At 62.1% G+C, this 25,906-nt stretch carries 25 protein-coding genes; 14 read left to right on the top strand and 11 right to left on the bottom strand.

The annotated features are described in order from the left end of the window. The first annotated feature begins 16 nt into the window (after nt 1–16). The 4 genes from ngg (at nt 17) to BHD08_RS14055 (ending at nt 6,297) form a co-directional block, all read left to right on the top strand. Nucleotides 17–1,756, top strand: a complete 1,740-nt coding sequence (ngg, locus tag BHD08_RS14070) for an N-acetylglutaminylglutamine synthetase (RefSeq protein WP_125023014.1) — start codon at nt 17–19, stop codon at nt 1,754–1,756. Nucleotides 1,757–1,875: 119 nt separating this feature from the next. Further along, a complete protein-coding gene (locus BHD08_RS14065) occupies nt 1,876–3,081 on the top strand; it encodes an osmoprotectant NAGGN system M42 family peptidase (protein ID WP_125023012.1) in 1,206 nt (401 codons plus the stop codon). 199 nt (nt 3,082–3,280) lie between these two features. Next, nucleotides 3,281–6,025: a hybrid sensor histidine kinase/response regulator gene (locus tag BHD08_RS14060; protein WP_125023010.1), complete on the top strand. Its 2,745-nt coding sequence runs from the start codon at nt 3,281–3,283 to the stop codon at nt 6,023–6,025. A 44-nt stretch (nt 6,026–6,069) separates the two neighbouring features. Next, entirely contained in the window at nt 6,070–6,297 is a 228-nt protein-coding gene (locus BHD08_RS14055; RefSeq protein ID WP_015277685.1) for a YheU family protein, read from the top strand. A 12-nt stretch (nt 6,298–6,309) separates the two neighbouring features. Here the strand turns inward: BHD08_RS14055 and BHD08_RS14050 are convergent, their stop codons facing one another. The 5 genes from BHD08_RS14050 to BHD08_RS14030 all read right to left on the bottom strand — a co-directional run bounded on the left by BHD08_RS14050 (nt 6,310) and on the right by BHD08_RS14030 (nt 11,128). Continuing rightward, on the bottom strand, nt 6,310–6,738 hold the full coding sequence (locus BHD08_RS14050; RefSeq protein ID WP_015277686.1) for a hypothetical protein: 429 nt from the start codon (nt 6,736–6,738) through the stop codon (nt 6,310–6,312). A 110-nt stretch (nt 6,739–6,848) separates the two neighbouring features. Next, nucleotides 6,849–7,979, bottom strand: coding sequence for a CynX/NimT family MFS transporter (locus tag BHD08_RS14045; RefSeq protein ID WP_125023308.1), 1,131 nt, complete (start codon nt 7,977–7,979; stop codon nt 6,849–6,851). A 128-nt stretch (nt 7,980–8,107) separates the two neighbouring features. Beyond that, a complete protein-coding gene (locus BHD08_RS14040) occupies nt 8,108–8,917 on the bottom strand; it encodes an SDR family oxidoreductase (RefSeq protein ID WP_125023008.1) in 810 nt (269 codons plus the stop codon). A 241-nt stretch (nt 8,918–9,158) separates the two neighbouring features. Beyond that, entirely contained in the window at nt 9,159–10,814 is a 1,656-nt protein-coding gene (locus tag BHD08_RS14035) for a cation acetate symporter (RefSeq protein WP_125023006.1), read from the bottom strand. Next, nucleotides 10,814–11,128 carry a DUF485 domain-containing protein gene (locus BHD08_RS14030; protein ID WP_015277690.1) on the bottom strand — a complete coding sequence of 105 codons (315 nt, stop codon included), beginning with the start codon at nt 11,126–11,128 and terminating at the stop codon, nt 10,814–10,816. The genes BHD08_RS14035 and BHD08_RS14030 overlap by 1 nt, the downstream gene beginning before the upstream one ends. Nucleotides 11,129–11,406: 278 nt before the next feature. Here BHD08_RS14030 and BHD08_RS14025 point away from each other — a divergent pair, with 278 nt between their 5' ends. The 4 genes from BHD08_RS14025 to BHD08_RS14010 all read left to right on the top strand — a co-directional run bounded on the left by BHD08_RS14025 (nt 11,407) and on the right by BHD08_RS14010 (nt 14,822). Then, nucleotides 11,407–11,631: a DUF2061 domain-containing protein gene (locus tag BHD08_RS14025; RefSeq protein WP_015277691.1), complete on the top strand. Its 225-nt coding sequence runs from the start codon at nt 11,407–11,409 to the stop codon at nt 11,629–11,631. A gap of 203 nt (nt 11,632–11,834) precedes the next feature. After that, nucleotides 11,835–13,127: a serine/threonine protein kinase gene (locus BHD08_RS14020; RefSeq protein ID WP_125023004.1), complete on the top strand. Its 1,293-nt coding sequence runs from the start codon at nt 11,835–11,837 to the stop codon at nt 13,125–13,127. A 4-nt stretch (nt 13,128–13,131) separates the two neighbouring features. Then, nucleotides 13,132–13,887 carry a VacJ family lipoprotein gene (locus BHD08_RS14015; protein WP_041756710.1) on the top strand — a complete coding sequence of 252 codons (756 nt, stop codon included), beginning with the start codon at nt 13,132–13,134 and terminating at the stop codon, nt 13,885–13,887. A gap of 92 nt (nt 13,888–13,979) precedes the next feature. Continuing rightward, the gene (locus tag BHD08_RS14010) at nt 13,980–14,822 is read left to right on the top strand and encodes a pirin family protein (RefSeq protein ID WP_125023003.1); all 843 of its coding nucleotides are present in this window, start codon (nt 13,980–13,982) and stop codon (nt 14,820–14,822) included. 52 nt (nt 14,823–14,874) lie between these two features. Here the strand turns inward: BHD08_RS14010 and BHD08_RS14005 are convergent, their stop codons facing one another. Continuing rightward, nucleotides 14,875–15,825, bottom strand: a complete 951-nt coding sequence (locus BHD08_RS14005) for a lipid A biosynthesis lauroyl acyltransferase (RefSeq protein WP_125023001.1) — start codon at nt 15,823–15,825, stop codon at nt 14,875–14,877. A gap of 158 nt (nt 15,826–15,983) precedes the next feature. Here BHD08_RS14005 and minC point away from each other — a divergent pair, with 158 nt between their 5' ends. The 5 genes from minC (at nt 15,984) to BHD08_RS13980 (ending at nt 19,980) form a co-directional block, all read left to right on the top strand. Further along, nucleotides 15,984–16,709: a septum site-determining protein MinC gene (gene minC, locus BHD08_RS14000; RefSeq protein WP_015277696.1), complete on the top strand. Its 726-nt coding sequence runs from the start codon at nt 15,984–15,986 to the stop codon at nt 16,707–16,709. Nucleotides 16,710–16,804: 95 nt separating this feature from the next. Next, nucleotides 16,805–17,620, top strand: a complete 816-nt coding sequence (gene minD / locus BHD08_RS13995) for a septum site-determining protein MinD (RefSeq protein WP_015277697.1) — start codon at nt 16,805–16,807, stop codon at nt 17,618–17,620. After that, on the top strand, nt 17,617–17,874 hold the full coding sequence (gene minE, locus BHD08_RS13990; protein ID WP_003301267.1) for a cell division topological specificity factor MinE: 258 nt from the start codon (nt 17,617–17,619) through the stop codon (nt 17,872–17,874). The genes minD and minE overlap by 4 nt, the downstream gene beginning before the upstream one ends. 61 nt (nt 17,875–17,935) lie before the next feature. Further along, nucleotides 17,936–18,571: an RluA family pseudouridine synthase gene (locus tag BHD08_RS13985; RefSeq protein WP_015277698.1), complete on the top strand. Its 636-nt coding sequence runs from the start codon at nt 17,936–17,938 to the stop codon at nt 18,569–18,571. Nucleotides 18,572–18,690: 119 nt separating this feature from the next. Beyond that, the gene (locus tag BHD08_RS13980) at nt 18,691–19,980 is read left to right on the top strand and encodes a M18 family aminopeptidase (RefSeq protein ID WP_015277699.1); all 1,290 of its coding nucleotides are present in this window, start codon (nt 18,691–18,693) and stop codon (nt 19,978–19,980) included. A gap of 68 nt (nt 19,981–20,048) precedes the next feature. On the opposite strand, the gene BHD08_RS13975 is transcribed toward BHD08_RS13980, so the two are convergent. Beyond that, a complete protein-coding gene (locus tag BHD08_RS13975) occupies nt 20,049–21,011 on the bottom strand; it encodes an NAD(P)H-quinone oxidoreductase (protein WP_125022999.1) in 963 nt (320 codons plus the stop codon). 173 nt (nt 21,012–21,184) lie between these two features. Between BHD08_RS13975 and BHD08_RS13970 the strand changes: the two genes are divergently transcribed. Next, a complete protein-coding gene (locus tag BHD08_RS13970) occupies nt 21,185–23,269 on the top strand; it encodes a carboxy terminal-processing peptidase (protein WP_015277701.1) in 2,085 nt (694 codons plus the stop codon). A gap of 583 nt (nt 23,270–23,852) precedes the next feature. On the opposite strand, the gene BHD08_RS13965 is transcribed toward BHD08_RS13970, so the two are convergent. The 4 genes from BHD08_RS13965 to BHD08_RS13950 form a co-directional block, all read right to left on the bottom strand. Continuing rightward, nucleotides 23,853–24,320, bottom strand: coding sequence for a sel1 repeat family protein (locus BHD08_RS13965; protein WP_015277703.1), 468 nt, complete (start codon nt 24,318–24,320; stop codon nt 23,853–23,855). Then, nucleotides 24,320–24,688 (bottom strand): hypothetical protein, encoded by a 369-nt coding sequence (locus BHD08_RS13960; RefSeq protein WP_015277704.1) that lies wholly within the window; start codon nt 24,686–24,688, stop codon nt 24,320–24,322. Before BHD08_RS13960 ends, BHD08_RS13965 begins: the two co-directional genes overlap by 1 nt. Further along, entirely contained in the window at nt 24,685–25,014 is a 330-nt protein-coding gene (locus tag BHD08_RS13955; RefSeq protein WP_015277705.1) for a helix-turn-helix domain-containing protein, read from the bottom strand. Before BHD08_RS13955 ends, BHD08_RS13960 begins: the two co-directional genes overlap by 4 nt. Before the next feature lie 157 nt (nt 25,015–25,171). Then, entirely contained in the window at nt 25,172–25,624 is a 453-nt protein-coding gene (locus BHD08_RS13950) for a YkvA family protein (RefSeq protein WP_015277706.1), read from the bottom strand. Between the last annotated feature and the right edge of the window lie 282 nt (nt 25,625–25,906).

Here is a 25,906-nt window from a genome sequence, read left to right as displayed (position 1 = left end):
CATCAAGGAACGCACCATGCAGAAGTCCCAAGCCTATGGCCAGCGTCTGTTGCGCGGACAGGCACCGTCCTACCAGAGGCTGCAGGCACGCTTCGCCGAGGACGGTCAGGAAGAACCCTGCGGCCCGGTGGTCCTGCACTGCGGCTGGGGCCGCATCCTGGTCGGCCACACCTATTCCGACCCTGCACAACTCGCCGCCGAATTGCTCAACGAGCAGGCTGGCGAGCGCGACATCGCACTGTATGTCGCTGCTCCGCATCAGGTGCTGTCCTATGCCCCGCAGCAACTCTTTCTCGATCCCTCCGACACGCTGCGTATCTGGTTCACCGACTACCGCCCGTCACAGAAGCGCTTCCGCGGTTTCTGCGTCCGCCGCGCGCAGAGCGATGCCGACTGGCACGCCATCAACGGCCTGTACCAGTCGCGCGGGATGATGCCGGTCGATCCGGAGCGCTGCACCCCGCGCGAACAGGGCGGCCCGGTTTACTGGCTGGCCGAGGACGAAACCTCCGGGCAGATTATCGGCAGCGTGATGGGAATCGATCATCACCGTGCCTTCAATGATCCGGAAAACGGTTCTAGCCTGTGGTGCCTGGCGGTTTCGCCCAGCTGCCCGCGGCCAGGTGTCGGTGAAGCGTTGGTGCGCCACCTGATCGAACACTATATGGGCCGCGGCCTGGCTTACCTCGACCTGTCGGTGCTGCATGACAACCAGCAGGCCAAGGCGCTTTACGCCAAGCTCGGCTTCCGTGACCTGCAGACCTTCACCGTCAAGCGCAAGAACAGCTTCAACCAGCCGCTGTTCCTCGGCCCCGGGCCGGAAGCGAAGCTCAACCCCTACGCCAAGATCATCGTCGACGAAGCCCGCCGCCGCGGCATCGAGATCGAAGTCAATGATGCCGAAGCGGGGCTGTTCACGCTGACCCAGGGCGGGCGCCGCGTGCGCTGCCGCGAATCGCTGTCAGACCTGACATCGGCCGTGAGCATGACGCTCTGCCAGGACAAGCGCCTGACCCACCGCACGCTGGCGCAGGCAGGCATCTGCCTGCCTGCGCAGCAACTGGCCGGCAGTGCTGCCGAGAACGCTGCCTTCCTCGCCGAACACGCCAGCGTGGTGGTCAAGCCGGTGGACGGCGAACAGGGTATGGGCGTTGCCGTCGACCTACGCGATGCCGCGGAAATAGAGGAGGCCATCCTGCGCGCCCGGCAGTTCGACAGTCGCGTGCTGCTGGAGAGTTTTCACCCGGGGCTCGACCTGCGCATCGTGGTGATCGGCTTCGAAGTGGTCGCGGCAGCGATACGTCGCCCCGCCGAGGTCATCGGTGATGGCCGCACCAGCATCGGTTCGCTGATCGAGAAGCAGAGCCGTCGTCGCCAGGCGGCGACCGGCGGCGAAAGCTCCATTCCACTCGACGAAGAAACCCAGCGCTGCCTGCGCGATGCCGGCTTCGACTTCGAAAGCGTATTGCCGGACGGACAGCGCCTGGCCGTGCGTCGCACTGCCAACCTGCATACCGGCGGCACGCTGGAGGATGTCACGGCACAGCTGCATCCCGAGCTGATCGACGCAGCCGTACGCGCCGCCCGGGCGCTGGATATCCCGGTAGTCGGCCTGGACCTGCTGGTGCCGTCCCCGGATCAACCGGCGTACGTCTTCATCGAAGCCAACGAGCGCGTCGGCCTGGCCAATCACCAGCCGCAGCCGACCGCCGAACGCTTCATCGACCTGCTCTTCCCGCTGAGCACCGCCGGCTGATCACACAGGCGTCCCGGCACCGAGCCGGGACGCCTACGCCGCGCGCCGTACCAGCAGGTCGCTCTCCTACATTCACCTCCATTCGGTGGCTGAGAAAGTCGCCGCTCAAAGGAGCTCCCATGACCGCACAACTGCCCGAACCTGATCTCAATTACATGCAACGCGTGTTGCTGGAGATGCTCGCCATCCCCAGCCCCACTGGCTTCACCGATACCATCGTGCGCTATGTCGCCGAGCGTCTGACGGAGCTGGGGATTCCCTTCGAACTGACCCGCCGCGGCACCATTCGCGCCACCCTCAAGGGTCGGCGCTATAGCCCGGACCGCGCCGTCGCCGCGCATTTGGACACCATCGGCGCCATCGTCCGCGAGATTCACGATACCGGCCGCCTGGGCCTGGCACCCGTAGGTTGCTGGTCGAGCCGTTTCGCCGAGGGCAGCCGCGTCAGCGTCTTCACTGACACCGGAGTGATCCGTGGCAGCGTCTTGCCATTGCTGGCCTCCGGGCACGCCTTCAACACCGCGGTGGACGAAGCACCGGTCAGCTGGGACCACGTCGAGCTGCGCCTGGACGCCTACACCTACAGCCGTAACGAAACCTGCGCGCTAGGGGTGAATGTCGGTGACTTCGTCGCCTTCGATCCGATGCCCGAGTTCACCGAAAGCGGCTATATCAGTGCCCGCCACCTGGATGACAAGGCCGGGGTGGCCGCCCTGCTCGCCGCGCTGAAGGCGATAGTCGAAAGTGGCCGCGAACCGCCCATCGACGTGCATCCGCTGTTCACCATCACCGAGGAAACCGGCTCCGGTGCCGCCGGTGCCCTACCCTGGGATGTCAGTGAGTTCGTCGGCATCGACATTGCGCCCGCAGCCAAGGGCCAGGCATCCAGCGAGCACGCCGTGACCGTGGCGATGCAGGATTCCGGTGGTCCCTATGATTTTCATCTGTCACGTCACCTGCTCAAGCTGGCCGGCGAACACGAGATCCCGGTACGCCGCGATCTGTTCCGCTACTACCACAGCGACGCCCAATCCGCTGTCGAGGCGGGCCATGACATCCGCACCGCGCTGGTGGCGTTCGGCTGCGATGCGACCCACGGTTATGAGCGCACCCATATCGACAGTCTCGCCGCCATGAGCCGCCTGCTCTGTGGCTACATGCTCAGCCAACCGGTCTTCGCCAGCGATTCGCAGCACTCGAACGACTCGCTGGAGCGCTTCAGCCATCAACTGGAGCACGACGCGCAGATGGAAAACGATACCCGCGTGCCGCCGGTCGACACCCTCATCGGCCGCCAGGCCGACCCGCACGACCGCAACGGCTGAGCGGCCGCCTTCCGTGACAAGTCGCGTGCTTCGGGCAAGCTGTACTTGCCGCATCACGGGTAACTCGGCAAATATAACCGGACAAGGACGTGCGGCACTCTGAAGGCGCCATGTAGAGCCCGAAGGAATCGGTACCGTCACATCGCTCTACTAATATGTGTCGCCCTGCCGCAGGGCACACACCCTTCCGGAACGAAACATGTTGCCGCGTGCATGCTTGGCTCTGCTGCTGTGTTGCCTGTCGCTTCAAGTCTGGGCATTCACGCCTGTGGTGGTCGATTCCATCGATTCCCGCCAGTCGCTGGGCGGCGGCACCCGCTATCTGGAAGACCCGGATGGCCAACTGAGCGTCGACGATGTCATGGCGCTGTCATCGGAGCGCTTTCGAGCAGTTACGGGCGGGCACGTCAACGAAGGCAAGAACGGCTCGACCTGGTGGTTACGCGCCGACCTGAAAAACCGCCTCGGCAATCCCGTCGGCGGCTTCATCGAGATCAACTATCCCCTGCTCGATCATATCGAGTTGTTCCTGCAATACCCCGACGGCAACATCAGCCGCCAGCTCACCGGCGATATTTACCCATTCGCGCAGCGGCCGGTAAAAGTCAGCAATTTCTGGTTTCCGGTCGAGCTGCCTCCAGGCGACACCACGCTACTGCTGCGGATCAAGACGACCAGCACGCTTTACGTCCCGCTGTACTTCAGCACCTACAACGCCAGCGCCGCCGAGGAGCAGGAGCTGAGCGGCCTGAGCGGTGCGTTCTATGGCGTGCTGTTCGCGATGTTCTGCTACAACCTGTTCCTTTTCGCCTCCCTGCGCGAGCCGGCTTACTTCTGGTATCTGGTCTACACCCTCAATGTCGGGCTGTTCGCCCTTTCCTTCGATGGTCTGCTGGTCAAGTGGCTGGCCGACGATGGCGGGCTGGTGGCGCTTGGCATCTATGCCCTGATGTTCAGCCACTGCCTGATCGCCATTCAGTTCAGTCGGCACTTCCTGCACACCCGCGAGCTATTCCCGCGGCTCGACCTGCTCCTGCGCTGCACCCTGTTGGCTGCGTTGGGCAGCATGATTTCCGGCCTCGTGCTGGACGTGCAGAGCTGGAGCATCCTGGCCAGCGTGACGGTGATCGTCGTGTCTGCCGGGCTACTGCTGGCCGGCGCCTTCGTCTGGCGCCGTGGCGTGCGCTATGGCGTTTACTACACGCTGGCCTGGGGCGTGCTGCTGGCGTCCTTCATTCTGGTCACGGCCGGCTCGCTGGGCTTCGAGCTGTTTGGCCTGTACGGCGCGGCAGTGGTCAAGGCCAGTGTCGCCTTCGAGCTGATCACCCTTTCCATCGGCCTGGCCGACCGCATCAACCTGCTCAAGGAAGAGGGTTACCGTTCGCGTGAGGCTGCCGAGCGGGCCGCCAGCGAGAACGAGGCGAAGAGCCGCTTCCTGGCCAAGATGAGCCACGAAATCCGCACGCCATTGAATGGCGTGCTGGGCATGCTGCAGTTGCTCCGAGAAACGCCGCTGGACCGCAGCCAGCAGTTCTATCTGGACACCATTTCCAGCTCCGGCAATTCGCTGATGGCAGTGATCAATGACATCCTCGACTACGCACGGATCGGCTCCGGCAAGCTGAGCCTGGAAGACATCGACTTCGACCTGGAAATCCTGATTTCCGAAACCATCAGGCTGTTCACCGCACAGGCGCTGGAAAAGCAACTGAGTCTGCACGTCGGACTGGAACCCGGCGTGCCGCGACGTATTCGCGGCGACCCTACGCGCCTGAAGCAGATCCTGATGAACCTGCTGAGCAATGCACTGAAGTTTACCGAGCATGGCCACGTGCTGCTCGAGGTGTCCTGTCGCGAGACACCGGATGGTGCACCGCGGCTGGTTTTTTGCGTCAGCGACAGCGGCATCGGCATGCGTCAGGAAGTGCTGGCGCAGCTCTTTGAATCCTTCTCCCAGGGCGACTCGAGTACCACCCGGCGTTACGGCGGCAGCGGGCTCGGCCTGGCGATCAGCAAAGAGCTGGTGGAAATGATGAACGGCCATATCGAGGTGCAGAGCGCGCCAGGCCGCGGCAGCCGTTTCTGCTTCGAAATTCCCCTGCAGACCGCCACCGACGTTGAAGATCCACTGACCCAGCTGCTGGCAGGCAGGCCTGCACTGCTTGCCTCGCAAGACGCCCAGGGCCTGGAGGCACTCAGCCATCTGCTGCGACGCTGGGGCATGCGCACCGAACGGTGCCTGACGCCGGATCGCCTGCCGGACTACCTCACCGATTTCACCGCCCCGCCGCTGCTGGTGCTGCTGGCGCCATGGCCGGGTAGCCCGAGCCAGTGGCTGGAGCGCCTGCGGCGGCATCTGGAGCCGAATCAGCGGGTGCTCATGCTCTACTCGCCGATTCACGAGCCGCCTCCCCTGACGCCTGATCTGCGTCTGATAAGCCTGGCGCTGCCACTGCAGAGCGCCCCGCTACGCGAAGCATTGCAGGCACTCTACGAACACGAGCCGGCAGCGCTGGCCGAAACCAGGCAGGCCCCGATTGCGCCGCCTCAAAGCGAACCCTGCATTCTGGTGGCCGAGGACAATCCGGTGAACCAGATGGTGGTTCGTGGCCTGCTGAAGAAACGCGGCTATGCCGTGCAGCTTGCCGACAATGGACGTCAGGCCGTGGATCTCTACCGTCGCGACCCGAACGCGGTGCAACTGATTCTGATGGATTGCGAGATGCCGGAGCTGGACGGTTTCGAGGCCAGCCGGCAGATACGCAAGCTCGAAGCTGACCAGCAACTGCAGGCCGTACCGATCATCGCAGTGACGGCCCATGTGCTGGCCGAGCATCGCCAGCGCGGCCTGGAGTCGGGGATGGATGAGTTCATCGGCAAACCACTGGAAAGCCGGCAGCTGTATGCTTGCCTGGACAGTTATCTGCAGAGCGGCGCGAGCTAGGTTGCGCTGCTCTGCGCCACGCTCGATCCATCCGAAGAAGCCCCATGCTCATACCCCACGACCAGCTCGAACCGGACACCCTGACCCGCCTCATCGAAGATTTCGTCACCCGCGAGGGCACCGACAACGGCGACGAAACCCCGCTTGAAACCCGCGTGGCACGGGTGCGCCGGGCGCTGGACAAAGGTGAAGCAGTGATCGTCTTCGACGCCGACAGTCAGCAATGCCAGCTGGCACTCAGGCGCGACGTGCCACGCGAGTGGCTGGACTGAGCAGCGCCCGAGTCAACCGAACAGACCGCTTTCCCGCTCCCAGGCGCAGCGCATGCGCAGGTCGCTCTGCTGCGGGCTGTGACTACCCGCCTCGGTCTGCCAGCGAAAGGTGTGCGTGCCGTTGAGCTCGGTTTCCAGATGCACCACGGCGCTGGTCCAGTACAGCTGCTTGAGCAGCTCTTCGAAGCGCTGCACCCAGAGCGTCCACTCGTATTCCACCGCCCGGTAGCTGGCGCCGAAGTGAATGACCTGGGTTTGATAGAGACCCAGCTCCTCGTTACGGCAGAGGGAAAACATCTCACGCCCGATGAAGGGCCAGGCTTCGCCCTGCGGCAGCGCTTGCACCGCAGCCAGATTGTTTGCCCGGCGTTGGCGGCTTTGCTCGGGGTCGGCGGAAGGCCAATCACGGATGCAGCCATAAACGATGGACTCAGACTCCACTCGAAACTCCGGGAACGCAGGGACGGGACGGCGAGCTTTCTAGCACAGCGTGGCTGGCGGGTCACCCGCAGCTTGGGAAGTGGTGAAACAGGCCACAGCGCTGAGTGCGTTCAGCCGCCCGCGTGCCTCGACCGCAGGCGCATCGCCAGTAGCGACATGCACGCGGCCATGCCGGTCAGGACCAGGAACGGCATACGATAGTCGCCGGCCAGGTCGCGCCCGAGCCCAGCCAGGACCGGCGTCAGGCAGGCGAGGCAATAGCCGGTGCAGAGCATCATCGCCGTGAGTCGACTGACCGCCAGCGGCGTGCTGGCTTCGTACATCGGCGAGATCAGCGCCAGGGAAAAGGTGCCGTTGAGCGCAACACCCAGGAGCATGCAGACCAGCAACGGCTGCCAGCCCGGCAGCAGCGCGATCAGGGCCAGGCATAGTGTCGCCAGCACGCCGCACGCCGCCATGATCCGGTGCCGGTTACCCAGCCGCTGCGCCAGCCAGGGCATGGCGAAGGCGCTGGGTAGGCCGATGAGCATGAAACCACTGAAGAACGCATTGCTTTGCAGCAGGCTGTAGCCCACCTCGTGATAACGCGCCACCAGCCAAGTGGCCAGCGCGTAGAACAGACCGGCCTGCAGGGCGAAATAGATGCTCAGCAGCCAAGCCCGCGGCTCCTTCCAGGGCAAACCGGCACGACTTTCGCTGGCAGTTTCCGGCTGGTTGGGCAGGCGCGACCAGATCAGCAGTGCCGCTAGTGCCGGCAGAGCCCAGAGCGCCAAGCCCCGCGTCCACTCCTGCCCCATCGCTTCGGTGGCCGGTGCCGTCACCACCACCCCGAGGGTGCCGCCGACCGCCATGCTCAGCGAATACCACGCCGCCGTCTGACCCATGCGTTCGAGGAAATAACGTTTGATGAAGCCGGACAGCAACGGCCCGGCAACGGCGATCCCCGCACCGACCAGTCCGGCGGTAGCGATCAGCAGTGCTGCGCTATGGCCGAACAGTCGCAACAGCAAGGCCGCAGCGATCAGACCGAGGCACAGCGCGATGCTGCGCTCCAGGCCGAAGCGTATGGCCAGCCGCGGCGCCAATGGCGCCAGGAGGCCCATCAGGAGCACCGGCAAGGCGGTGGTCAGACTGATCAACCCACGGGAAAGCGCGAGTTCTTCGGCGATGCGTTCGATCAGCGGAGCAAAGGAGGTAATGCCGGGGCGGAGGTTGATCGCGGCCAGCACCAGGGCCACCATCAACAGTCCACGGGAGGGGAATTTCACAAGCGATCCATAGGGTTACGGCGAAAAAAGCCTGACCGGCAACCCTACTCCCGACCCTTCCCTGAAGCAACCGCAGCGGCCACCGGAGCGGCCGGACGATCTCAGAGTGCCTTACTCTTGGCGCGTTTCTTCTCCGCCAGCAGCGCCATCTCGTCGTAGATCGCCTGCGGATTCTGCTGCTTGACCTTCCAGGCCATGCGTCCCTCATCGTGCGGCAGGATCATGAATTCGCCCTTGGCGACCTGCTGATGGATGTAGTCGGCGATGTCCGCCGCGGTAATCGGCGAAGACTCCAGCAGCTTGCCGATCTGCGCCTTCACGTTTGGCGTCGGGCCACGGAAAGAGTCCAGCAGGTTGGTCTGGAAGAACGACGGGCAGACCACATGCACGCCAACTTCGGCCTGGCGCAGCTCCACCAGCAGGCTCTCCGAGAGCGCCACCACGCCGGCCTTGGCCACGTTGTAGTTGCTCATGCCCGGCGCCTGCATCAGCGCCGCCATCGAGGCGATGTTGATGATCTTGCCCTTGCTCTTCTGCACCAGTGGCAGGAAGGCCTTGCAGCCCTTGACCACGCCCATCAGGTTGATTGCGATCTGCCATTCCCAGTCTTCCAGCGACAGCTCGTCGAAGAAGCCACCGGACGCCACGCCGGCATTGTTGACCATGATGTCGATGCCGCCGAGCTTCTCTTCGCAGGCCTGGGCGAAGGCGATCAGCTGGCTGTAGTCACGCACGTCGCAGCGCATGGTGAAGCCGTCACCGCCCGCCTCACGAACCATTTTTAGGGTTTCCGCCAGGCCACCTTCGTTGACATCGGAAAGCGCCAGCTGCCAGCCCTCACGCGCCCAGCGCAGGGCAATCTCGCGACCGAGTCCGGAGCCGGCACCGGTGATCATCATGCGGTTATGCATTGTTCTGCTGCCTTTTGTTGTTCGGGTAGTGGCAGCGAGTCTAGCGAATGCCGGCGCGCGTACCGGCATCCATCAGACTGCTGAATGCCCTTGGCAAACCCGCGGCTCATGGGGCTGACCGCGCGGTTGCGGGCAGGCAATATGGGTGCAGGATGGGGCTGTTACAGCCGGTCGACAGCCTTTGCTGCAGGGATGAAAAAGGGCAGCCCGCAGGCTGCCCTCTTGTATTGCTAGCTGGGCGTCAGTGCGCGACGGCGCCAGTAGCCCCCAGGCCAGTCTGCGAACGGACGAACTGGGCGAAGAAGCGCTCACGCTCTTCCCCGGCACGCTTGGACTTGTCGGTGACCGAGAAGAACCAGATGCCGGCGAATGCCGCAGCCATCGAGAACAGCGCCGGGTACTTGTAGGGGAAGATCGCTTCGGCAAAGCCGAACACGTCGACCCATACGGTCGGGCTGATGATGGTCAGCAGCAGTGCAGTGAACAGCCCCAGCGAGCCGCCGAACAACGCGCCGCGGGTGCTCAGGCCTTTCCAGTACATGGAAAGGAACAACACCGGGAAGTTGCAGCTGGCGGCGATGGAGAATGCCAGGCCGACCATGAAGGCGATGTTCTGCTTCTCGAAGATGATGCCGAGCAGAATCGCCACCACACCCAGAGTCAGGGTGGTCAGCTTGGTCACGCGCATCTCGTCTTCTTCCCGCGCCTTGCCCTGCTTGATCACACAGGCATACAGGTCATGGGAAACCGCCGATGCGCCGGCCAGAGTCAGACCCGCCACAACGGCGAGAATGGTGGCGAAGGCGACTGCGGAGATGAAGCCGAGGAACAGATTGCCGCCCACGGCGCTGGCCAGGTGGATGGCGACCATGTTGGTGCCGCCGACTATTGCGCCAGTGACGTCCTTGAACTCCGGATTGGTGCTGACCAGCAGGATCGCGCCGAAGCCGATGATGAACGTCAGTATATAGAAGTAGCCGATGAAGCCGGTGGCGTAGAACACGCTCTTGCGTGCTTCCTTGGCGTCAGAGACGGTGAAGAAGCGCATCAGGATGTGCGGCAGGCCAGCGGTACCGAACATCAGCGCCAGGCCGAGGGAGATCGCCGAGACCGGATCGGAAACCAGGCCACCCGGGCTCATGATCTGCGCGCCCTTCTCGTGGATCTTCACCGCTTCGGCGAACAGGCTGCCGAAATCGAAGCCCACGCTCTTCATCACCATGATGGCCATGAAACTGGCGCCGGACAGCAGCAGCACTGCCTTGATGATCTGCACCCAGGTGGTCGCCAGCATGCCGCCGAACAGCACGTACATGACCATCAGCACACCGACCAGCACCACGGCCACGTAGTAGTCCAGGCCGAACAGCAGCTGGATCAGCTTGCCGGCACCGACCATTTGCGCGATCAGGTAGAAGGCCACGACGATCAGCGAACCGAACGCCGAGAGCAAACGGATCTGCGTCTGACCGAGGCGATAGGACGCCACGTCGGAGAAGGTGAACTTGCCGAGGTTGCGCAGGCGTTCAGCCATCAGGAAGAGGATGATCGGCCAGCCGACGAGGAAGCCGATGGAGTAGATCAGACCGTCATAGCCGCTGGTGTAGACCAGCGCGGAAATGCCGAGGAAGGACGCTGCCGACATGAAGTCACCGGCAATCGCCAGGCCATTCTGGAAGCCGGTGATGCTGCCACCCGCGGTGTAGTAATCAGCCGTGGAGGTGTTGCGCTTGGCCGCCCACTTGGTGATACCCATGGTGAAGGCGATGAACACCACGAACATGATGATGGCGGTGTAGTTGGTGGCCTGCTTCTCGACCTCGCCGGTAATGGCATCGGCGAGCAGTGCAGGCGAGACTGCCAACAGCAGGGCAGTCATCAGAAAACGCAGGATCATTATTGCTGGGCCTCGTTGAGGATTTCCTGGTTGATGCGATCGAACTCACCGTTGGCACGCTGCACATAGACACCGGTCAGGATGAAGGCCATGAAGATCACGCCCACGCCAACCGGGATGCCCCAGGTGGTCACGGTGTCGGCAGAAAGCGGAACACCAAGGATCTGCGGCTCGAAAGCGATCAGCAGGATGAACGCCAGGTAAGCGCCGAGCATGACGGCCGACAGCAGCCAGGCGAAACGCCCGCGCTTGGCGACCAGCTCTTGGAAACGCGGGTTGGCATAGATCTGCCGGTAAACATTTTCATTGTTCATTGGAATCTGTCTCCACGGTCACTACCCCCTGGTGGGAGCAGGGCGGCTACTTTAGGGCCGGACAATGCGAACACCACCCGACTTTGGTCTGAAGACCGCTCTTCAGAAAGCCCGCTCTAGAGCCTTCAGGCCACGCAAACCGGGGCCTCGCAACAATTCCAAATACAAATAGTGTGGCGCTATGCCGCAGATACAGAACGTTGATTTCAGACATTGCTGGCGCGCAACCACACTGTGCAAACACGAGAACAATTCTCGATCGCGCAAGGAGACGGGCCATGTTGAAGACCGTGACGTTCACCCTGATGCACTTCTGCATCGCCTTCTCGGTCACCTACGCGCTGACCGGCAGCATCGCCATCGGTGGCCTGGTGGCAGCCGTCGAACCGCTATGCAATTCCGTAGCGTTCTACTTCCATGAAAAGGTCTGGCAACGCTTTGAGCGCAATCCCGGCGGCGCACGCAGAGTTCCCAAGCACGCCTGGCTGCATCACCAGGCATAAGATGCCGGCCACCACCAGCGGCTCGACCGCCCATATCGAGCCGTTCGCATTTCCGCATCGATCCACGGATCGAATTGCACGCGATGCTGCCAAAGCGATGTTGGCTTGCATGTGAAAGCCGATGCAGTTCTGATTGGAACGGGTGGCAGGCGAAGCACTGTCACCTCGCTACAGGCCGCGAACGGCCTGCAATGGAGAAGTACATGCAGCTGTTGTTGTGCCTGACCGCCCTGCTCGCCCTGATCGTTACGCCGCTGCATGCCGCCGATCTAAGCGTTGAGGAATACGGCTACCCACTGGCCAACCCGTTCGAAGCCACGATTGCCGGTACGCCGGCCGACCTGCGCGCAGAAGTGCCGAGCGATGACGCCATCGATCAGGCCGACTACAGCCTGCGCCTTCGTCCGGAGCGGGAATTCACTCTGCCGGACAACTTCTGGCCGGTGAAACAGTTGCGCTATCGACTGGCCCGCCAGCGCGGCCCGGCACCGCTGATGTTCATCATCTCCGGAACCGGCGCGCACTACTCTGCCGGCAAGACCGAGGCATTGAAGCGGCTGTTCTACGGCGCCGGCTATCATGTGGTGCAGCTGTCTTCGCCGACCAGCTACGACTTCATGTCGGCCGCCTCGCGCTATGCAACTCCAGGCATCAGCAGCGACGACGCCAAAGACCTGTACCGGGTCATGCAGGCGGTTCGCGCGCAACAGCACAAATTGCAGGTCACCGAGTTCCACCTCACCGGCTACAGCCTGGGCGCGTTGAATGCCGCCTTCGTCAGCCAGCTGGACGAGACCCGGCGCAGTTTCAATTTCAAACGGGTCCTGTTGCTGAACCCTCCGGTGAATCTCTACACCTCGGTCGCCAATCTCGACAAGCTGGTGCAGACCAGGGTCGACGGGATCAACGACCACACCACCTTCTATGAAGTGGTACTGGAAAAGCTCACCCGCTATTACCAGCAACGAGGCTACATCGATCTCGACGAGGCGATGCTCTACGACTTCCAGCAATCGACGTTGAAGCTCAGCGACGAACAGATGGCGATGTTGATCGGCTCGGTTTTCCGCTTCTCCGCCGCCGACATCATCTTCACTTCCGACCTGATCAACCGCCGCGGGCTGATCGTCCCGCAGGACTACCCCATCAACCAGAGCACCAGTCTCGAGCCCTTCTTCAAGCGTGCCCTGCTGTGTGACTTCGATTGTTACATCACCGAGCAGCTCATCCCCATGTGGCGCGCACAGTACGACGGCGGCAGCCTGACTCAGCTGGTGCAACAGGTCAGCCTGTACGCCCTTGAAGACTACCTGCGGCAGAGTCCGAAGATCTCGGTCATGCACAACGCCGATGACGTCATTCTCGGCGCCGGTGATATCGGCTTCCTGCGCCGTACCTTCGGTGATCGCTTGACGCTCTACCCGCGAGGAGGCCATTGCGGCAACCTCACTTACCGAGTCAACGCCCAACATATGCTGGAGTTCTTCCGTGGCTAAAGGAATGCTGCTGCCGTTGCTCCTGGCCAGTGGCCTGGCCTTCGCCGAACCACCAACGGCCGACGAGGATGGCTTCACCCATCCACTACGCAACCTGGAGTTCAATCCCGGGCTGGACCAACGCGAGTTCGAGCGGGCCACCTTCCAGGCGCTGGACGTGTACGACCCGTTCGAATCGATCAACCGACGCATCTACCATTTCAACTACCGGCTCGATCAGTGGGTCATGTTGCCGGTGGTGCGCGGCTATCGCTATGTCACGCCGCAGCCGGTGCGCACCGGAGTGAGCAACTTCTTCGGCAACCTGGGAGAAGTGCCCACCCTGTTCAACAGTCTCGCGCAGCTCAAGGCCCAGCGCGCCGCGAACGCCACGGCGCGCTTTCTGTTCAACACCATTCTCGGCGTCGGCGGCGTCTGGGATCCGGCGACCCGTATGGGCTTGCCGCGCCAGAGCGAAGACTTCGGCCAGACGCTTGGCTACTGGGGAGTGCCGCAGGGGCCCTATCTGATCATCCCGGCCCTGGGGCCATCGAATCTACGCGATGCCACCGGCCGCGTGGCCGACTTTGCGGTCGAACGGCAGATGGACTTTTTGCAGTACTCCGAAACCACCGGTGGCGAGTTGAGCCTGACAGCGTTGCGCGCCATCAATGCGCGGCATGTCACCAGCTTCCGTTATGGACAACTCAACTCGCCGTTCGAATATGAAAAGGTGCGCTATGTATACAGCCGTGCGCGCGACCTGCTGGTCGAGGAATGATCTACCGCTTCGATTCGATATAGCAGAAAACAGCAACCATTGATCGAACCTAGCTGCCTATCCTTGGCGTAATAACCAAGAGGCAAACGATCATGTCCCACCGGGAAATTCTCTCCATCACCACCGGCCGGCCCACCTCCGATGGCGCCGGCGTCAGTCTGACCCGCGTGTTCGGCGGCGCCGCACCGGAACGATTCGACCCGTTTCTGATGCTCGACGAGTTCGGCTCGAACGACCCGGACGAGTACATCGCCGGTTTTCCGCCACACCCGCATCGCGGCTTCGAAACCATCACCTATATGCTCGAAGGGCGTATGCGCCACGAGGATCACATGGGCAACGTCGGGCGGCTGGAAAGCGGCGGCGTGCAATGGATGACCGCAGCGCGTGGCGTGATTCACAGCGAAATGCCGGAGCAGCAGGAAGGCAACATGCGCGGTTTCCAGCTGTGGCTGAACCTGCCCGCCCATGCCAAGCTCGGCGAGCCGGGCTACCGCGACTTCGCACCCGCAGAGATTCCCCAGGTTCGCCTCGACAACGGCGTACAGGCCAAGGTCATTGCCGGAACCTTGAAGGCGCAAGGCATCGAGCAACAGGGCGTGGTACAGCGGCCCGATACGGAGCCCCAGCTGTTCGATCTGCACTTGCCCGCAGACAGCACGCTCTCGCCGCAGATCCCGGACGGCCATCTGTTACTGCTTTATGTATACGAGGGCGCGTTGCAGCTCGGCGATCAGCCGGTCGGCAGGGGCCAACTGGTGCGCCTGTCCGAACAGGGCGAGCTGCAGTTACATAGCGAAACCGGCGCACGACTGATGCTGCTGGCCGGCCGACCGCTGAGAGAACCGATCGTGCAGTACGGTCCGTTCGTGATGAACAGCCGCGAGGAGATCGAGCAAGCGCTGCGGGATTTTCGCGACGGGACGCTGGCCTGACAGCAGCAGATCGACTCGCGGCGCCCCTCAGCCTGCGCGCCGCCAGCGGAGCCTACCGACCGGCCGATCGCTTGCTGCGCTTCTTATAAAGGCCAGGCTCACCGACCGGGCGGGTCTTGAAGCGGCGATGTGCCCAGAGGTACTGCTCCGGCAATGCGCTTACAGCCTCCTCGACCCACTGATTGATCCGCAGGCAATCGGCCTCTTCACTCTCGCCGGGAAAATCCTCCAGCGGCGGATGGATCACCAACCGATAGCCCGAGCCATCCGCCAGGCGCTCCTGGGTGAACGGCACGACCCTGGCCCTGCCCAGCCGCGCGAACTTGGTGGTGGCGGTCACCGTGGCTGCCTGGATGCCGAACAGCGGTACGAACAGGCTCTGCTTGCGCCCATAGTCCTGATCCGGCGCATACCAGATGGCGCGACCGGCACGCAAAACCTTGAGCATGGCCCGCACGTCCTCACGCTCGATGGCGCTGGCGTCGCGGTTATGTCGTTCGCGCCCGCGGCGCTGGACGAAATCGAATACCGGATTCTTGTGCTCACGGTACATGCCATCGATGGTGTGCCGTTGGCCAAGCAGCGCCGCGCCGATCTCCAGGGTAGTGAAATGCAGCGCCATCAGGATTACGCCCTGCCCCGCCGCCTGGGCCTGTTGCAGATGCTCCAGCCCTTCGATCCGGGCCAGGCGCTGCAGGCGCGCCTGTGGCCACCACCAGCTCATCGCCATCTCGAAGAAGGCAATGCCGTTGGAAGCGAAGTTTTCATGCAGCAGCCGTTCGCGCTGCTCCTGGCTGAGTTCTGGAAAGCACAGCTCCAGGTTGCGCCGGGCGATGTAGCGCCGCGAACCGGCGAAACGGAACATCAGCGCGCCGAGCCCACGGCCCAGTTGCAGCAACAGCGGATACGGCAGCTGCACCAGCAGCCAGAGCAGCCCAAGCCCCAGCCACAACGGCCAGAAACGCGGGTGCAGGAAGTACGCACGAAACTGAGGACGGTCCATGAATAGCTCGACAGCCGATGAAGCGGCGCATTCTACCGGCAAAAGCTCGCATTGACCGAACCTCGGCGCACCAGTGATCGCTCCGCAGGCGGTTGGCGGGTTGCAGGCGGCGGCGCTCCCCGCTATAAGTCCTCGCCATTTACCGCAGCAGACAGACCATGAGCCAAGCCGACCTCACCGATCAGTCCCCAGCCTTCCAGCTCAAGGGCAGCATGCTCGCCATCACCGTGCTGGAACTCGCCAGCAACGATATCGAGCGTCTCGACGAGCAACTTGCGGCCAAGGTCGAGCAGGCGCCGGACTTTTTCAACAACACACCGCTGGTGCTGGCTCTGGACAAGCTGCCGGAATCAGCCCGCGAGATCGATATCGCTGCGCTGGTCAGCCTGTGCCGCAAGCATCGTCTGCGCACCCTGGCGCTGCGCGCCAGCGAACCGGTGCATCTGGAAGCGGCGGCCGCGCTCGATCTGCCCGTACTGCCCCCCTCCGGCGCACGTGAACGCAAGGTCGACCTGGGTTCGAAAATCCCGCCGAAACCTGCCGAGCCGACCTACCGCCCGACCCGCGTCGTCACTACGCCCATCCGCGGCGGCCAGCAGGTCTACGCCCAGGGCGGCGACCTGATCGTTCTCGCTCCGGTCAGCCCCGGTGCGGAACTTCTCGCCGATGGCAACATCCATGTCTACGGTCCGCTTCGCGGTCGCGCTCTGGCAGGTATCAAGGGCGATACCAGCGCGCGGATCTTCTGTCAGCAGCTCGCCGCGGAAATGGTCTCCATCGCCGGCCAGTACAAGGTCGCCGAGGACCTGCGACGCGAACCTCTCTGGGCTGAAGCGGTGCAGATCAGCCTCTCTGGCGACGTGTTGAACATCACCCGCCTTTAACGGATACTGCCGCGAATTTTCAAGGACCAAACGGGCAATCCTGACGCTGAAATCAGCGGAAGGTCCCGATTTTTCAATTTTTAGGGTGAATCACCTTGGCCAAGATCATCGTAGTCACTTCCGGCAAAGGTGGCGTTGGTAAAACCACCACCAGCGCCGCCATCGGCACCGGCCTCGCTCTGCGTGGCCACAAGACCGTCATCGTCGACTTCGACGTCGGTCTGCGGAATCTCGACTTGATCATGGGCTGCGAGCGTCGGGTGGTTTATGACTTCGTCAACGTCATCAATGGCGATGCGTCCCTGACCCAGGCTCTGATCAAGGACAAGCGTCTGGAGAACCTGTTCGTGCTGGCGGCCAGCCAGACGCGTGACAAGGATGCCCTGACTCAGGAAGGCGTCGGCAAGGTCATCGACGAGCTGAGCAAGAATTTCGAATACGTTATCTGCGACTCGCCGGCTGGTATCGAGAAGGGCGCGCACCTGGCCATGTATTTCGCCGACGAGGCCATCGTCGTAACCAACCCGGAAGTGTCCTCGGTTCGTGACTCCGACCGCATGCTCGGCCTGCTGGCGAGCAAGTCGCGCCGCGCCGAAAGCGGCGAAGAGCCGATCAAGGAACACCTGCTATTGACCCGCTACAACCCCGAGCGCGTTACCAAGGGCGAAATGCTCGGCGTTGAGGACGTCGAGGAAATCCTTTCCATCCGCCTGCTCGGCGTGATCCCCGAATCGCAGGCCGTGCTCAAGGCGTCCAACCAGGGCATCCCGGTGATTCTCGATGACCAGAGCGATGCGGGCCAGGCTTACAGCGACGCCGTCGACCGCCTGCTCGGCAAAGAGGTCGCGCACCGCTTCCTCGACGTCAAGAAGCCAGGCTTCCTGCAACGACTTTTCGGAGGCCGCGAATGAACCTCTTCGACTTCTTCCGTGAACGCAAGAAGAAGGAAACTCCAGCCGCGATCGCCAAAGAGCGCCTGCAGATCATCGTTGCCCATGAGCGCGGCCAGCGCACCGAGCCGGACTATCTGCCGGCGCTGCAGAAAGAGCTGGTCGAAGTGATCCGCAAGTACGTCAACATCGACAGCGATCAGGTCCAGGTAGCACTCGAGGATCAGGGCAGCTGCTCGATCCTGGAACTCAATATCACCCTGCCGGATCGCTGAGCGACACCGGTGCATAGAAACGGCGGCCCACGGGTCGCCGTCTTCGTTTGTGGAAAAGCGAATGCCTCTTAGCGCTATCGAGATCGTCCACCAGGACGCGGCCCTCCTGGTCATCAACAAGCCGACCCTGCTGTTATCCGTACCCGGCCGCGCCGAAGACAACCGTGACTGCCTGGTGACCCGCCTGCAGGAAAACGGCTATCCCGAGGCCCGCATCGTGCATCGACTGGACTGGGAAACCTCCGGGCTTATCGTGCTCGCCCGTGACGCCGATACGCACCGTGAACTGTCCCGCCAGTTTCACGACCGCGAAACGGAAAAGGCCTACACCGCCCTGTGCTGGGGTGAGCCCGAGCAGGACAGCGGCAGCATCGACCTGCCACTACGCTACGACCCGCCGACCAAGCCGCGTCACGTGGTCGATCACGAACTAGGCAAGCATGCGCTGACCTTCTGGCGCGTGCTCGAACGCTGTGGCGACTACAGCCGCGTCGAGCTGACACCCATCACCGGCCGCTCCCACCAGCTGCGGGTGCACATGTTGTCGATCGGTCATCCGCTGCTCGGTGATCGCCTGTATGCCCACGAGCAGGCCCTGCAAGCCCATGAACGCCTGTGTCTGCATGCAAGCATGTTGACGCTGACGCATCCGCAAACCGGCGAGCGCCTGCGCTTCGAGTGCCCGGCCCCGTTCTAGTAGTGGCAACATCTGCCCGCCTGCCACCCGCTCACCCAAACCGCGAGACAGGTGCCGGCGCGCTTATTCGCCAGAGTCGAATGCTATAGACTTCGTGACCTGGCAGTCCGGAGTCCGAAATGCGCAAAGCTCTCAATCAAGGCCTGATCGAATATCTGCAGGCATCCCCCACCCCCTTCCATGCCACCGAGAACCTCGCTCAGGCATTGCAAGCCGCCGGCTACCGTGCGCTGGACGAACGCGAGGTCTGGCATACCGAGGCCGGCGGGCGCTACTACGTCACCCGTAACGACTCGGCCATCATTGCCTTCCAACTGGGCAGCAAGCCGCTCGTCGAGCACGGCCTGCGCTTGGTCGGCGCGCATACCGACAGCCCTTGTCTGCGAGTCAAACCGCAACCGGAGCTGCAGCGTCAGGGCTTCTGGCAACTCGGTGTGGAGGTGTATGGCGGTGCCCTGCTCGCACCCTGGTTCGACCGCGACCTGTCGCTGGCCGGGCGCGTTACCTACAGCCGAGACGGCCGTATCGAAAGCCAGCTCATCAACTTCAAGCTGCCCATCGCGACAATACCGAACCTGGCGATCCACCTGAACCGGGAAGCCAATCAGGGCTGGGCCATCAACGCCCAGAACGAGCTACCACCGATCCTTGCGCAGATTGCCAGCCAGGAAAGTCCGGACTTTCGCGCATTGCTGGCCGATCAGCTCGGCCGCGAACACGGCCTGGTCGCCGACGTGGTCCTGGACTTCGAACTGAGCTTCTACGACACCCAGGCTGCAGCCATTATCGGCCTGCATGGTGACTTCATCGCCGGTGCCCGCCTGGATAACCTGCTCTCCTGCTTCGCCGGGTTACAGGCGTTGCTGAACACCGAGCCCGAACACAGCTGCGTGTTGGTCTGTACCGACCACGAAGAGGTGGGTTCCACCTCGCTCTGCGGCGCGGACGGCCCTTTCCTCGAACAGGTGCTACGCCGCCTGCTGCCGGATGAAGATGACTTCCAGCGCACTATCAGCCATTCCCTGCTGATCTCGGCCGACAATGCTCACGCGGTGCACCCCAACTACGCCGACAAGCACGATGGCAACCACGGGCCGAAGCTCAATGCTGGCCCGGTGATCAAGGTCAACAACAATCAGCGCTACGCCACCAACAGCGAAACCGCGGGCTACTTCCGCCACCTCTGTCTGGAAAACGAAGTGCCGGTGCAGAGCTTCGTCACTCGTAGCGATATGGGCTGCGGCTCGACCATCGGCCCGATCACGGCAAGCCAGTTGGGTGTGCGCACAGTCGATATCGGCCTGCCGACCTTTGCCATGCATTCGATCCGAGAGCTAGCCGGAAGCCAGGATCTGGCGCATCTGGTCAAGGTACTGACCGCCTTCTATAACAGCAGTCAGCTGCCCTGAACGGATCCCGCGATGAGCAGGCCAGGCTGCTCATCGCGATGCGTTGCTCCGTTTGACGATCTGTACGCTCAGGAAATGGTGCTATCGATCACCAGCGCCACTTTGCCGGAAACGGTGTTGCTAGCGAGTGCGGCAAATGCCGCCTCTACATCTGCGATGGCGAAGGTTTGCTCCAGACGCGGCGAAAGCTTGCCCTGGGCAAACAGCGGCCAGACCTTCTCCTCCATTTCTGCCAGCAGCCCCGCTTTGTAGTCGGCGTCACGGCTGCGCAAGGTCGAGCCAATCAACTGGATGCGCTTGGCCAGCAGCCCGGCAAGATCCATCTCGGCCTTACGGCCGCCCATCAGACCAATCATCACCCAGCGTCCGTCCATTGCCAGCAGCTGCGTGTTAAGCGCCGCGTACTTGGCACCCACGGGATCGAGGATCATGTCGAACGGAGCGAAATCTCGCAGCGCCTCTAGCGAGTCTCCACGCAGCACGCCACCCTGAGCGCCCAACGCTTCGCAGTAGGCCAAGCGCTCTGCGGAACCAACACTGACCCAACAGGGATTGCCAAACGCCTTGCACAGCTGGATCGCCGCCGAACCGACGCCACTCGCTCCGGCATGCAACAGTACCTTGTCACCGGCCAGCAGCGCGCCAAGCCGATAGAGATTCAGCCAGGCCGTGGCGTAAACCTCGGGGATCACCGCCGCTTCCTGCAGCGTCATGCCCTCGGGAACCGGCAGTGCGTGGCGCGCATCGACCACCACTTCTTCAGCCATGCCGCCGCCAGCCAGCAATGTGCAGACGCGATCACCCACCTTCCAGCGGCTGCGACCGTTAACTTCGGCAATCACACCTGCACACTCCAGGCCCAGGATGTCGGTAACACCGGCTGGCGGCGGATAATGCCCGGCGCGTTGCAGCAGGTCCGCGCGGTTAAGCCCAGCGGCCGCGACGCGGATACGGACTTCGCCTTCGCCGCACGCCGGAGCCGGTCGTTCGGCCCACTCCAGATGCCCCTCGATACCTTGCAATGCCTTCATGCTGCCTCCATAGTGGTTCTATCTCTGCCCACCCAACTGATCGCTCGCTGGCCTTCTTTGACCATTCTTACCATCGGGCTTGTGCTTTCCACCGCCGGACGGAAAACCGAACCGGCGCCTACTTTAGATGGCCTAATATGCGTTATTCCTTAGCCTTGCGTCGCCCCCAAGCCATGAAACGTACGCTGACCTGCACCGTTCTTGCCGTCCTTTTCGGACTCCACGCCTCCCTGGCGATGGCCAAAGCCGTCAGCACGCCGGAGAGCTGGGATTACCTGCAACCCGATCGGGACCAGGTGATTGCCAGCCTGAACGTCGTCGAACTGCTCAAGCGTCATCATTACAACAAGCCGCCGCTGAACGACGCGCGCTCCGCGAAGATCTTCGACAGCTATATCCAGATGCTCGACCCTTCGCGCAGCTACTTCCTGGCATCCGACCTCGAAGAGTTCGGCAAGTGGCGCAACCAGTTCGATGATTTTCTTAAAGGCGGAAATCTCGAGCCCGGTTTTGCCATCTACAAGCGCCACCTGGAGCGCTTGCAGAATCGCCTCAACTACGCGCTTGGCCTGCTCGACAAAGGCGTCGGCAGCTTTGATTTCACCAAAGATGAAGAGCTGCTGATCGATCGCGAGAAAGCCGCATGGGCCAAGAACATGGCCGAGCTCGACGACCTTTGGCGCAAACGAGTCAAGGACGAGGTGCTGCGCCTGAAGCTCGCCGGCAAGGAGCCCAAGGCAATCGAGGAACTGCTGACCAAGCGTTACAAGAACCAGCTGGCGCGCCTCAACCAAACGCGCGGCGAGGACGTGTTCCAGACCTACATCAACGCGTTCGCCCAGTCCTACGATCCGCATACTCAGTATCTGTCTCCAGACAACGCCGAAAACTTCGACATCAACATGAGTCTCTCGCTGGAAGGCATCGGTGCGGTGCTGCAGAGCGACAACGAGCATGTGAAGATCGTGCGTCTGGTCCCCGCCGGCCCGGCTGAGAAGAGCAAGCAGCTGGCGCCCGCGGACAAGATCGTCGGCGTCGGCCAGGCCAACGACGAAATGGTCGATGTGATCGGCTGGCGCCTGGATGAGGTGGTCAAGCTCATCCGCGGTCCGAAAGGCTCCGTCGTCCGCCTGGAAGTCATCCCGGCGAGCAACGCACCGAATGACCAGAGCAGCAAGGTGGTCGCGATTACTCGCGAAGCAGTCAAACTCGAGGAGCAGGCGGCGAAGAAGTCAGTGCTGAACCTTGAGCATCAGGGCCAGAGCTTCAAGCTTGGCGTTATCGAGATCCCGGCGTTCTATCTTGACTTCAAAGCCCTGCGCGCCGGCGACCAGAACTACAAGAGCACTACTCGCGATGTGAAGAAGCTGCTCTCCGAGCTGGAAGCGGAAAAGGTCGATGGCGTCGTCATCGACCTGCGCAACAACGGAGGCGGCTCACTGCAGGAAGCCACCGAGCTCACCGGCTTGTTCATCGACCAGGGTCCAACCGTACTGGTGCGCAACAGTGATGGCCGTGTGGATGTGCTCGCCGACGAACAGACCGGCGCCTATTACAAGGGGCCACTGGCCGTTCTGGTCAATCGCCTCTCGGCATCCGCGTCAGAGATCTTCGCAGGCGCCATGCAGGACTATCATCGTGCACTGATTCTCGGTGGCCAGACCTTCGGCAAAGGCACCGTGCAGACCATCCAGCCGCTCAACCATGGCGAGTTGAAACTCACATTGGCCAAGTTCTACCGTGTATCGGGTCAGAGCACCCAGCATCAGGGCGTGATTCCAGACATCACCTACCCCGCTGATGTTGACACCAAGGAAATCGGTGAAAGCGCACTTCCCGAGGCCTTGCCGTGGGACAGCATCCGCGCGGCAATCAACCCGGACATGAACCCGTTCAAGCCGTTCCTTGCCGAGCTCAAGGCACGCCATGAGGCACGCACTGGCGAGAACCCGGATTTCGTCTTCACCCGCGATCGCTTGGCGCTTGCTCAAGAGCTGATGCATGACACCACTGTCAGCCTCAATGAAGATAAACGTCGCGCTCAGCAGGCGGATATCGAGAAGCGCCAGCTGGCGTTGGAGAACGCACTGCGCCTGGCCAAAGGCGAGCAGCCGTTGGCCAAACTGGAGAAGGAAGACGAAACCACGCCACATAAGGAAACGGACAAACCCAAGCCCGAAGACGATGCGTACCTTTCCGAAAGCGGACGCATCCTTCTGGACTACCTTGGCCTCAGCTCGGCAATGGCCAAGCACTGAGAGCAAACAGCGCGTCCAGCTACCCAAGCGGCATCGCTGCATCGCGTAAAAATCAAGGGCCACATTCGTGGCCCTTTTTCTTTCACGGCAGAGTTTCTATAACAAGTCACCAAGCCGTTGAGCATGCTGATAGGTGTCCTTGCTCACAGCACCATCAACCAGGCTGTTGCAGGCTCATCCTCGTGCTTAGAAGCGGTACTCGGTTAAGAAGCCGTCGAGCAAGTGCCCTTGAGTGACCTCTACGGCAACGAAAAGCCGATAAGGTAACGTTGAGTCCCACTCGGTACCAGAAGACCTCCTGCTGGCACTGGCTCCCGACTGGGACGGTGCATAGCGCAGTTGCAGCATGGTCTTCTGCTCCGCAACGAGGCGTCTTACCGGCAAACCTATTGAGGACGAGGGTTTGATCTTCGTAAACGAGGATGGAGGGGCAGCGCCGTACCTTGTTTGCAACGGTGTCAGCGCACGCTCGGCATATAGACCACCTGGATGTGCAGGCCTGCCGCACTGGGCTTCAGCGGCCAAGCATCATGCGAAAAGGCAAGCAGCCCCGAGCTTCATCTGTTTGATGCAGGCGAACCGCTCACAGCCCCAGCTGCGCTGCCTTTGCCTTGTAACGGTCTGCCTTCTGGGAATCAGCGGCCAGGCCGTGACCTCCGGCACGGTACAATTGCTCCAGCCGAACGGCCGCTAGGGGATGCCCCGCTTCAGCCGCTTGGGACCACCAGCGAGCCGCCTCGCTGCCGTCCGGCCCATGTGACGCATCTTCACTCAGGCTGACGACCCCCATCTGGTAGGCAGCCTTCACATCGCCCGCCTTGGCCGCAAGGCGCAACAAGCGAACGCCCTCCTGCTTGGCACCATGACCTCGGCCGCGAAAATACAGAATATGACCGTAGAAGCTTTGCGCACCGACGTCTCCCAGAGCCGCCATACGCGCAAACTGACCTTCCATCCAGCTCCAGAGTTTCGGTTGCTGAACGGCATAACGGGAAGTCATCAACTTGCGGGCAGTTAAATAACCGAGCCTCGCACGCAGTTTCCACAGCATCAGTCTTCCTCCGGATATTCGAACTCGAACACCCGCGCCACTTCACCTGCATGCCAAGACGCAGCAGCAGTACCGTCCGCCGCTCCGGAGAAACGCCCCAGGCGCGCAGCACACTCGAAAAAGCCCGGCCGCGGTAGGCGACTAGCGCCCTGACTGATGACCAGCGCGCTACGCAGCGGGCGACCATTACGGGCATCCAGTGCTGCTAAATGCTCCAGCGCTGCGGTCAGTGTCTGCATCGCGGGGGTTGGCAGCTGAAGGCGCTCGACCAGCGCCCGGTAGGTCACCAGATGCCGCTGCCGACGTGCGGCATCAAGCTCTCCGAGCAAGGCCTGCCAGTGCTGGCGGCTGATGGATACTGACGTCAAGCGTCCCCCTCCCAACCGGTGATTTCCAATGCACGGGCCAGCGCACGGCGAATCGCGGCATCGGGCTCGCGCTCACCCGCCTCGATTAACGCCAGGTAAGCCGGACTGATGCCTACCGCACGCGCCAGAGCTTCCACGGTGAGACCCTTGGCGTCGCGCAGAAACGGTAACTGGCTAAGCGGAGGACGCGGCTGTGCATCCGGGGAAGCAGGAGCTGCTACAGCGGGTGGTCGCGCTCCGACAGCGTTGAGGAGTGCCTGGTACTCGTCCCATGGCAGAACGGCGTATTCCGGCGAGCCGTCACGCATGATGACCTGTACATTCATCCGTATTTTCCCTAGGCGTCTTCGATAAGAGGCGGAATCTTAACAGCCCGCGCCGCTCCTTGAAGCTACCAAGCTGCCGCACGCATAGCGAATCGGGAATGGTGCCGCAAAATGTCCGACGAGTGTCGACCAACGGCTGGACGATGATGTGCTCTGCCTAGACTTGCGGCGAGTCATCACCTTGAGGCTCGTCCAGCGCGGGCAATCTTAGCAGCCCTGCTTGGCGTTCGGCTGACTGCGCCTGCTTCCAGGCTTTGAACGCTTCCATCTCTCCAGACCATTTGCGCATTACCCAGCCCAATACGGCCAGATCATCAACAAATCCGAGACCAGGCAACCAGTCGGGAATGGCATCGATGGGCGACAGGAAATACAGCAGGCCAGCCACTACCGCTATCAACGCGTTCGGATTGATCGCCCTGTACTCACCACGCCACCATGCCACACAAAGCGCTTGTAGCAACGCCAGATCCTCGCGAAGCCCCTTTAGCAATCCCCGCTTCGACGATGACTTGCGTGCCACTGCGAGCAACAGCGCGGGGATTTTTCCGCGCTTGATAAGGCGCTGCGCCAGCGGTAAATATCTCAGCAAATTCCACGGAGCTTTCATCGACCCCCCTTCCAGCCTGCGTCATCCGTGACCTTGAGAATGTTATCCACCGAACCTGTGGATAACCTTGTGAACAGATTATGGATGACCGCCGCAAAAGCCCTGCCTACGGGGCCGCCCGACAGATCGGCGCTTTTTTATCCAACCGATTAAGACCTTTTAAATCAGTCACTTACGAAAACACGAAAACGGACGCTAAGCGTCAGGGCAGGACATCTGCTTTTCTATTCCGAATGTGCATAACCGAAGATTGTCAATGGCTTCACAAGCACTTTGACTGGT

This window comes from Pseudomonas sp. SCT (genome assembly GCF_003864275.1).
In the GTDB taxonomy this organism is placed as follows: domain Bacteria; phylum Pseudomonadota; class Gammaproteobacteria; order Pseudomonadales; family Pseudomonadaceae; genus Stutzerimonas; species Stutzerimonas stutzeri_AE.
The sequence above is the reverse complement of the archived record's forward strand: the minus strand, read 5'-3'. Positions and strand labels throughout refer to the sequence as shown.

What these genes read in the sequence shown, in the direction of transcription:
- ngg (WP_125023014.1), top strand. Translation starts at nt 17, where the DNA reads ATGCAGAAGTCCCAAGCCTATGGCCAGCGTCTGTTGCGCGGACAGGCA.
- BHD08_RS14065 (WP_125023012.1), top strand. Translation starts at nt 1,876, where the DNA reads ATGACCGCACAACTGCCCGAACCTGATCTCAATTACATGCAACGCGTG.
- BHD08_RS14060 (WP_125023010.1), top strand. Translation starts at nt 3,281, where the DNA reads ATGTTGCCGCGTGCATGCTTGGCTCTGCTGCTGTGTTGCCTGTCGCTT.
- BHD08_RS14055 (WP_015277685.1), top strand. Translation starts at nt 6,070, where the DNA reads ATGCTCATACCCCACGACCAGCTCGAACCGGACACCCTGACCCGCCTC.
- BHD08_RS14045 (WP_125023308.1), bottom strand. Translation starts at nt 7,979, where the DNA reads ATGGTGGCCCTGGTGCTGGCCGCGATCAACCTCCGCCCCGGCATTACC.
- BHD08_RS14040 (WP_125023008.1), bottom strand. Translation starts at nt 8,917, where the DNA reads ATGCATAACCGCATGATGATCACCGGTGCCGGCTCCGGACTCGGTCGC.
- BHD08_RS14035 (WP_125023006.1), bottom strand. Translation starts at nt 10,814, where the DNA reads ATGATCCTGCGTTTTCTGATGACTGCCCTGCTGTTGGCAGTCTCGCCT.
- BHD08_RS14030 (WP_015277690.1), bottom strand. Translation starts at nt 11,128, where the DNA reads ATGAACAATGAAAATGTTTACCGGCAGATCTATGCCAACCCGCGTTTC.
- BHD08_RS14025 (WP_015277691.1), top strand. Translation starts at nt 11,407, where the DNA reads ATGTTGAAGACCGTGACGTTCACCCTGATGCACTTCTGCATCGCCTTC.
- BHD08_RS14020 (WP_125023004.1), top strand. Translation starts at nt 11,835, where the DNA reads ATGCAGCTGTTGTTGTGCCTGACCGCCCTGCTCGCCCTGATCGTTACG.
- BHD08_RS14015 (WP_041756710.1), top strand. Translation starts at nt 13,132, where the DNA reads ATGCTGCTGCCGTTGCTCCTGGCCAGTGGCCTGGCCTTCGCCGAACCA.
- BHD08_RS14010 (WP_125023003.1), top strand. Translation starts at nt 13,980, where the DNA reads ATGTCCCACCGGGAAATTCTCTCCATCACCACCGGCCGGCCCACCTCC.
- BHD08_RS14005 (WP_125023001.1), bottom strand. Translation starts at nt 15,825, where the DNA reads ATGGACCGTCCTCAGTTTCGTGCGTACTTCCTGCACCCGCGTTTCTGG.
- minC (WP_015277696.1), top strand. Translation starts at nt 15,984, where the DNA reads ATGAGCCAAGCCGACCTCACCGATCAGTCCCCAGCCTTCCAGCTCAAG.
- minE (WP_003301267.1), top strand. Translation starts at nt 17,617, where the DNA reads ATGAACCTCTTCGACTTCTTCCGTGAACGCAAGAAGAAGGAAACTCCA.
- BHD08_RS13985 (WP_015277698.1), top strand. Translation starts at nt 17,936, where the DNA reads ATGCCTCTTAGCGCTATCGAGATCGTCCACCAGGACGCGGCCCTCCTG.
- BHD08_RS13980 (WP_015277699.1), top strand. Translation starts at nt 18,691, where the DNA reads ATGCGCAAAGCTCTCAATCAAGGCCTGATCGAATATCTGCAGGCATCC.
- BHD08_RS13975 (WP_125022999.1), bottom strand. Translation starts at nt 21,011, where the DNA reads ATGAAGGCATTGCAAGGTATCGAGGGGCATCTGGAGTGGGCCGAACGA.
- BHD08_RS13970 (WP_015277701.1), top strand. Translation starts at nt 21,185, where the DNA reads ATGAAACGTACGCTGACCTGCACCGTTCTTGCCGTCCTTTTCGGACTC.
- BHD08_RS13965 (WP_015277703.1), bottom strand. Translation starts at nt 24,320, where the DNA reads ATGCTGTGGAAACTGCGTGCGAGGCTCGGTTATTTAACTGCCCGCAAG.
- BHD08_RS13955 (WP_015277705.1), bottom strand. Translation starts at nt 25,014, where the DNA reads ATGAATGTACAGGTCATCATGCGTGACGGCTCGCCGGAATACGCCGTT.
- BHD08_RS13950 (WP_015277706.1), bottom strand. Translation starts at nt 25,624, where the DNA reads ATGAAAGCTCCGTGGAATTTGCTGAGATATTTACCGCTGGCGCAGCGC.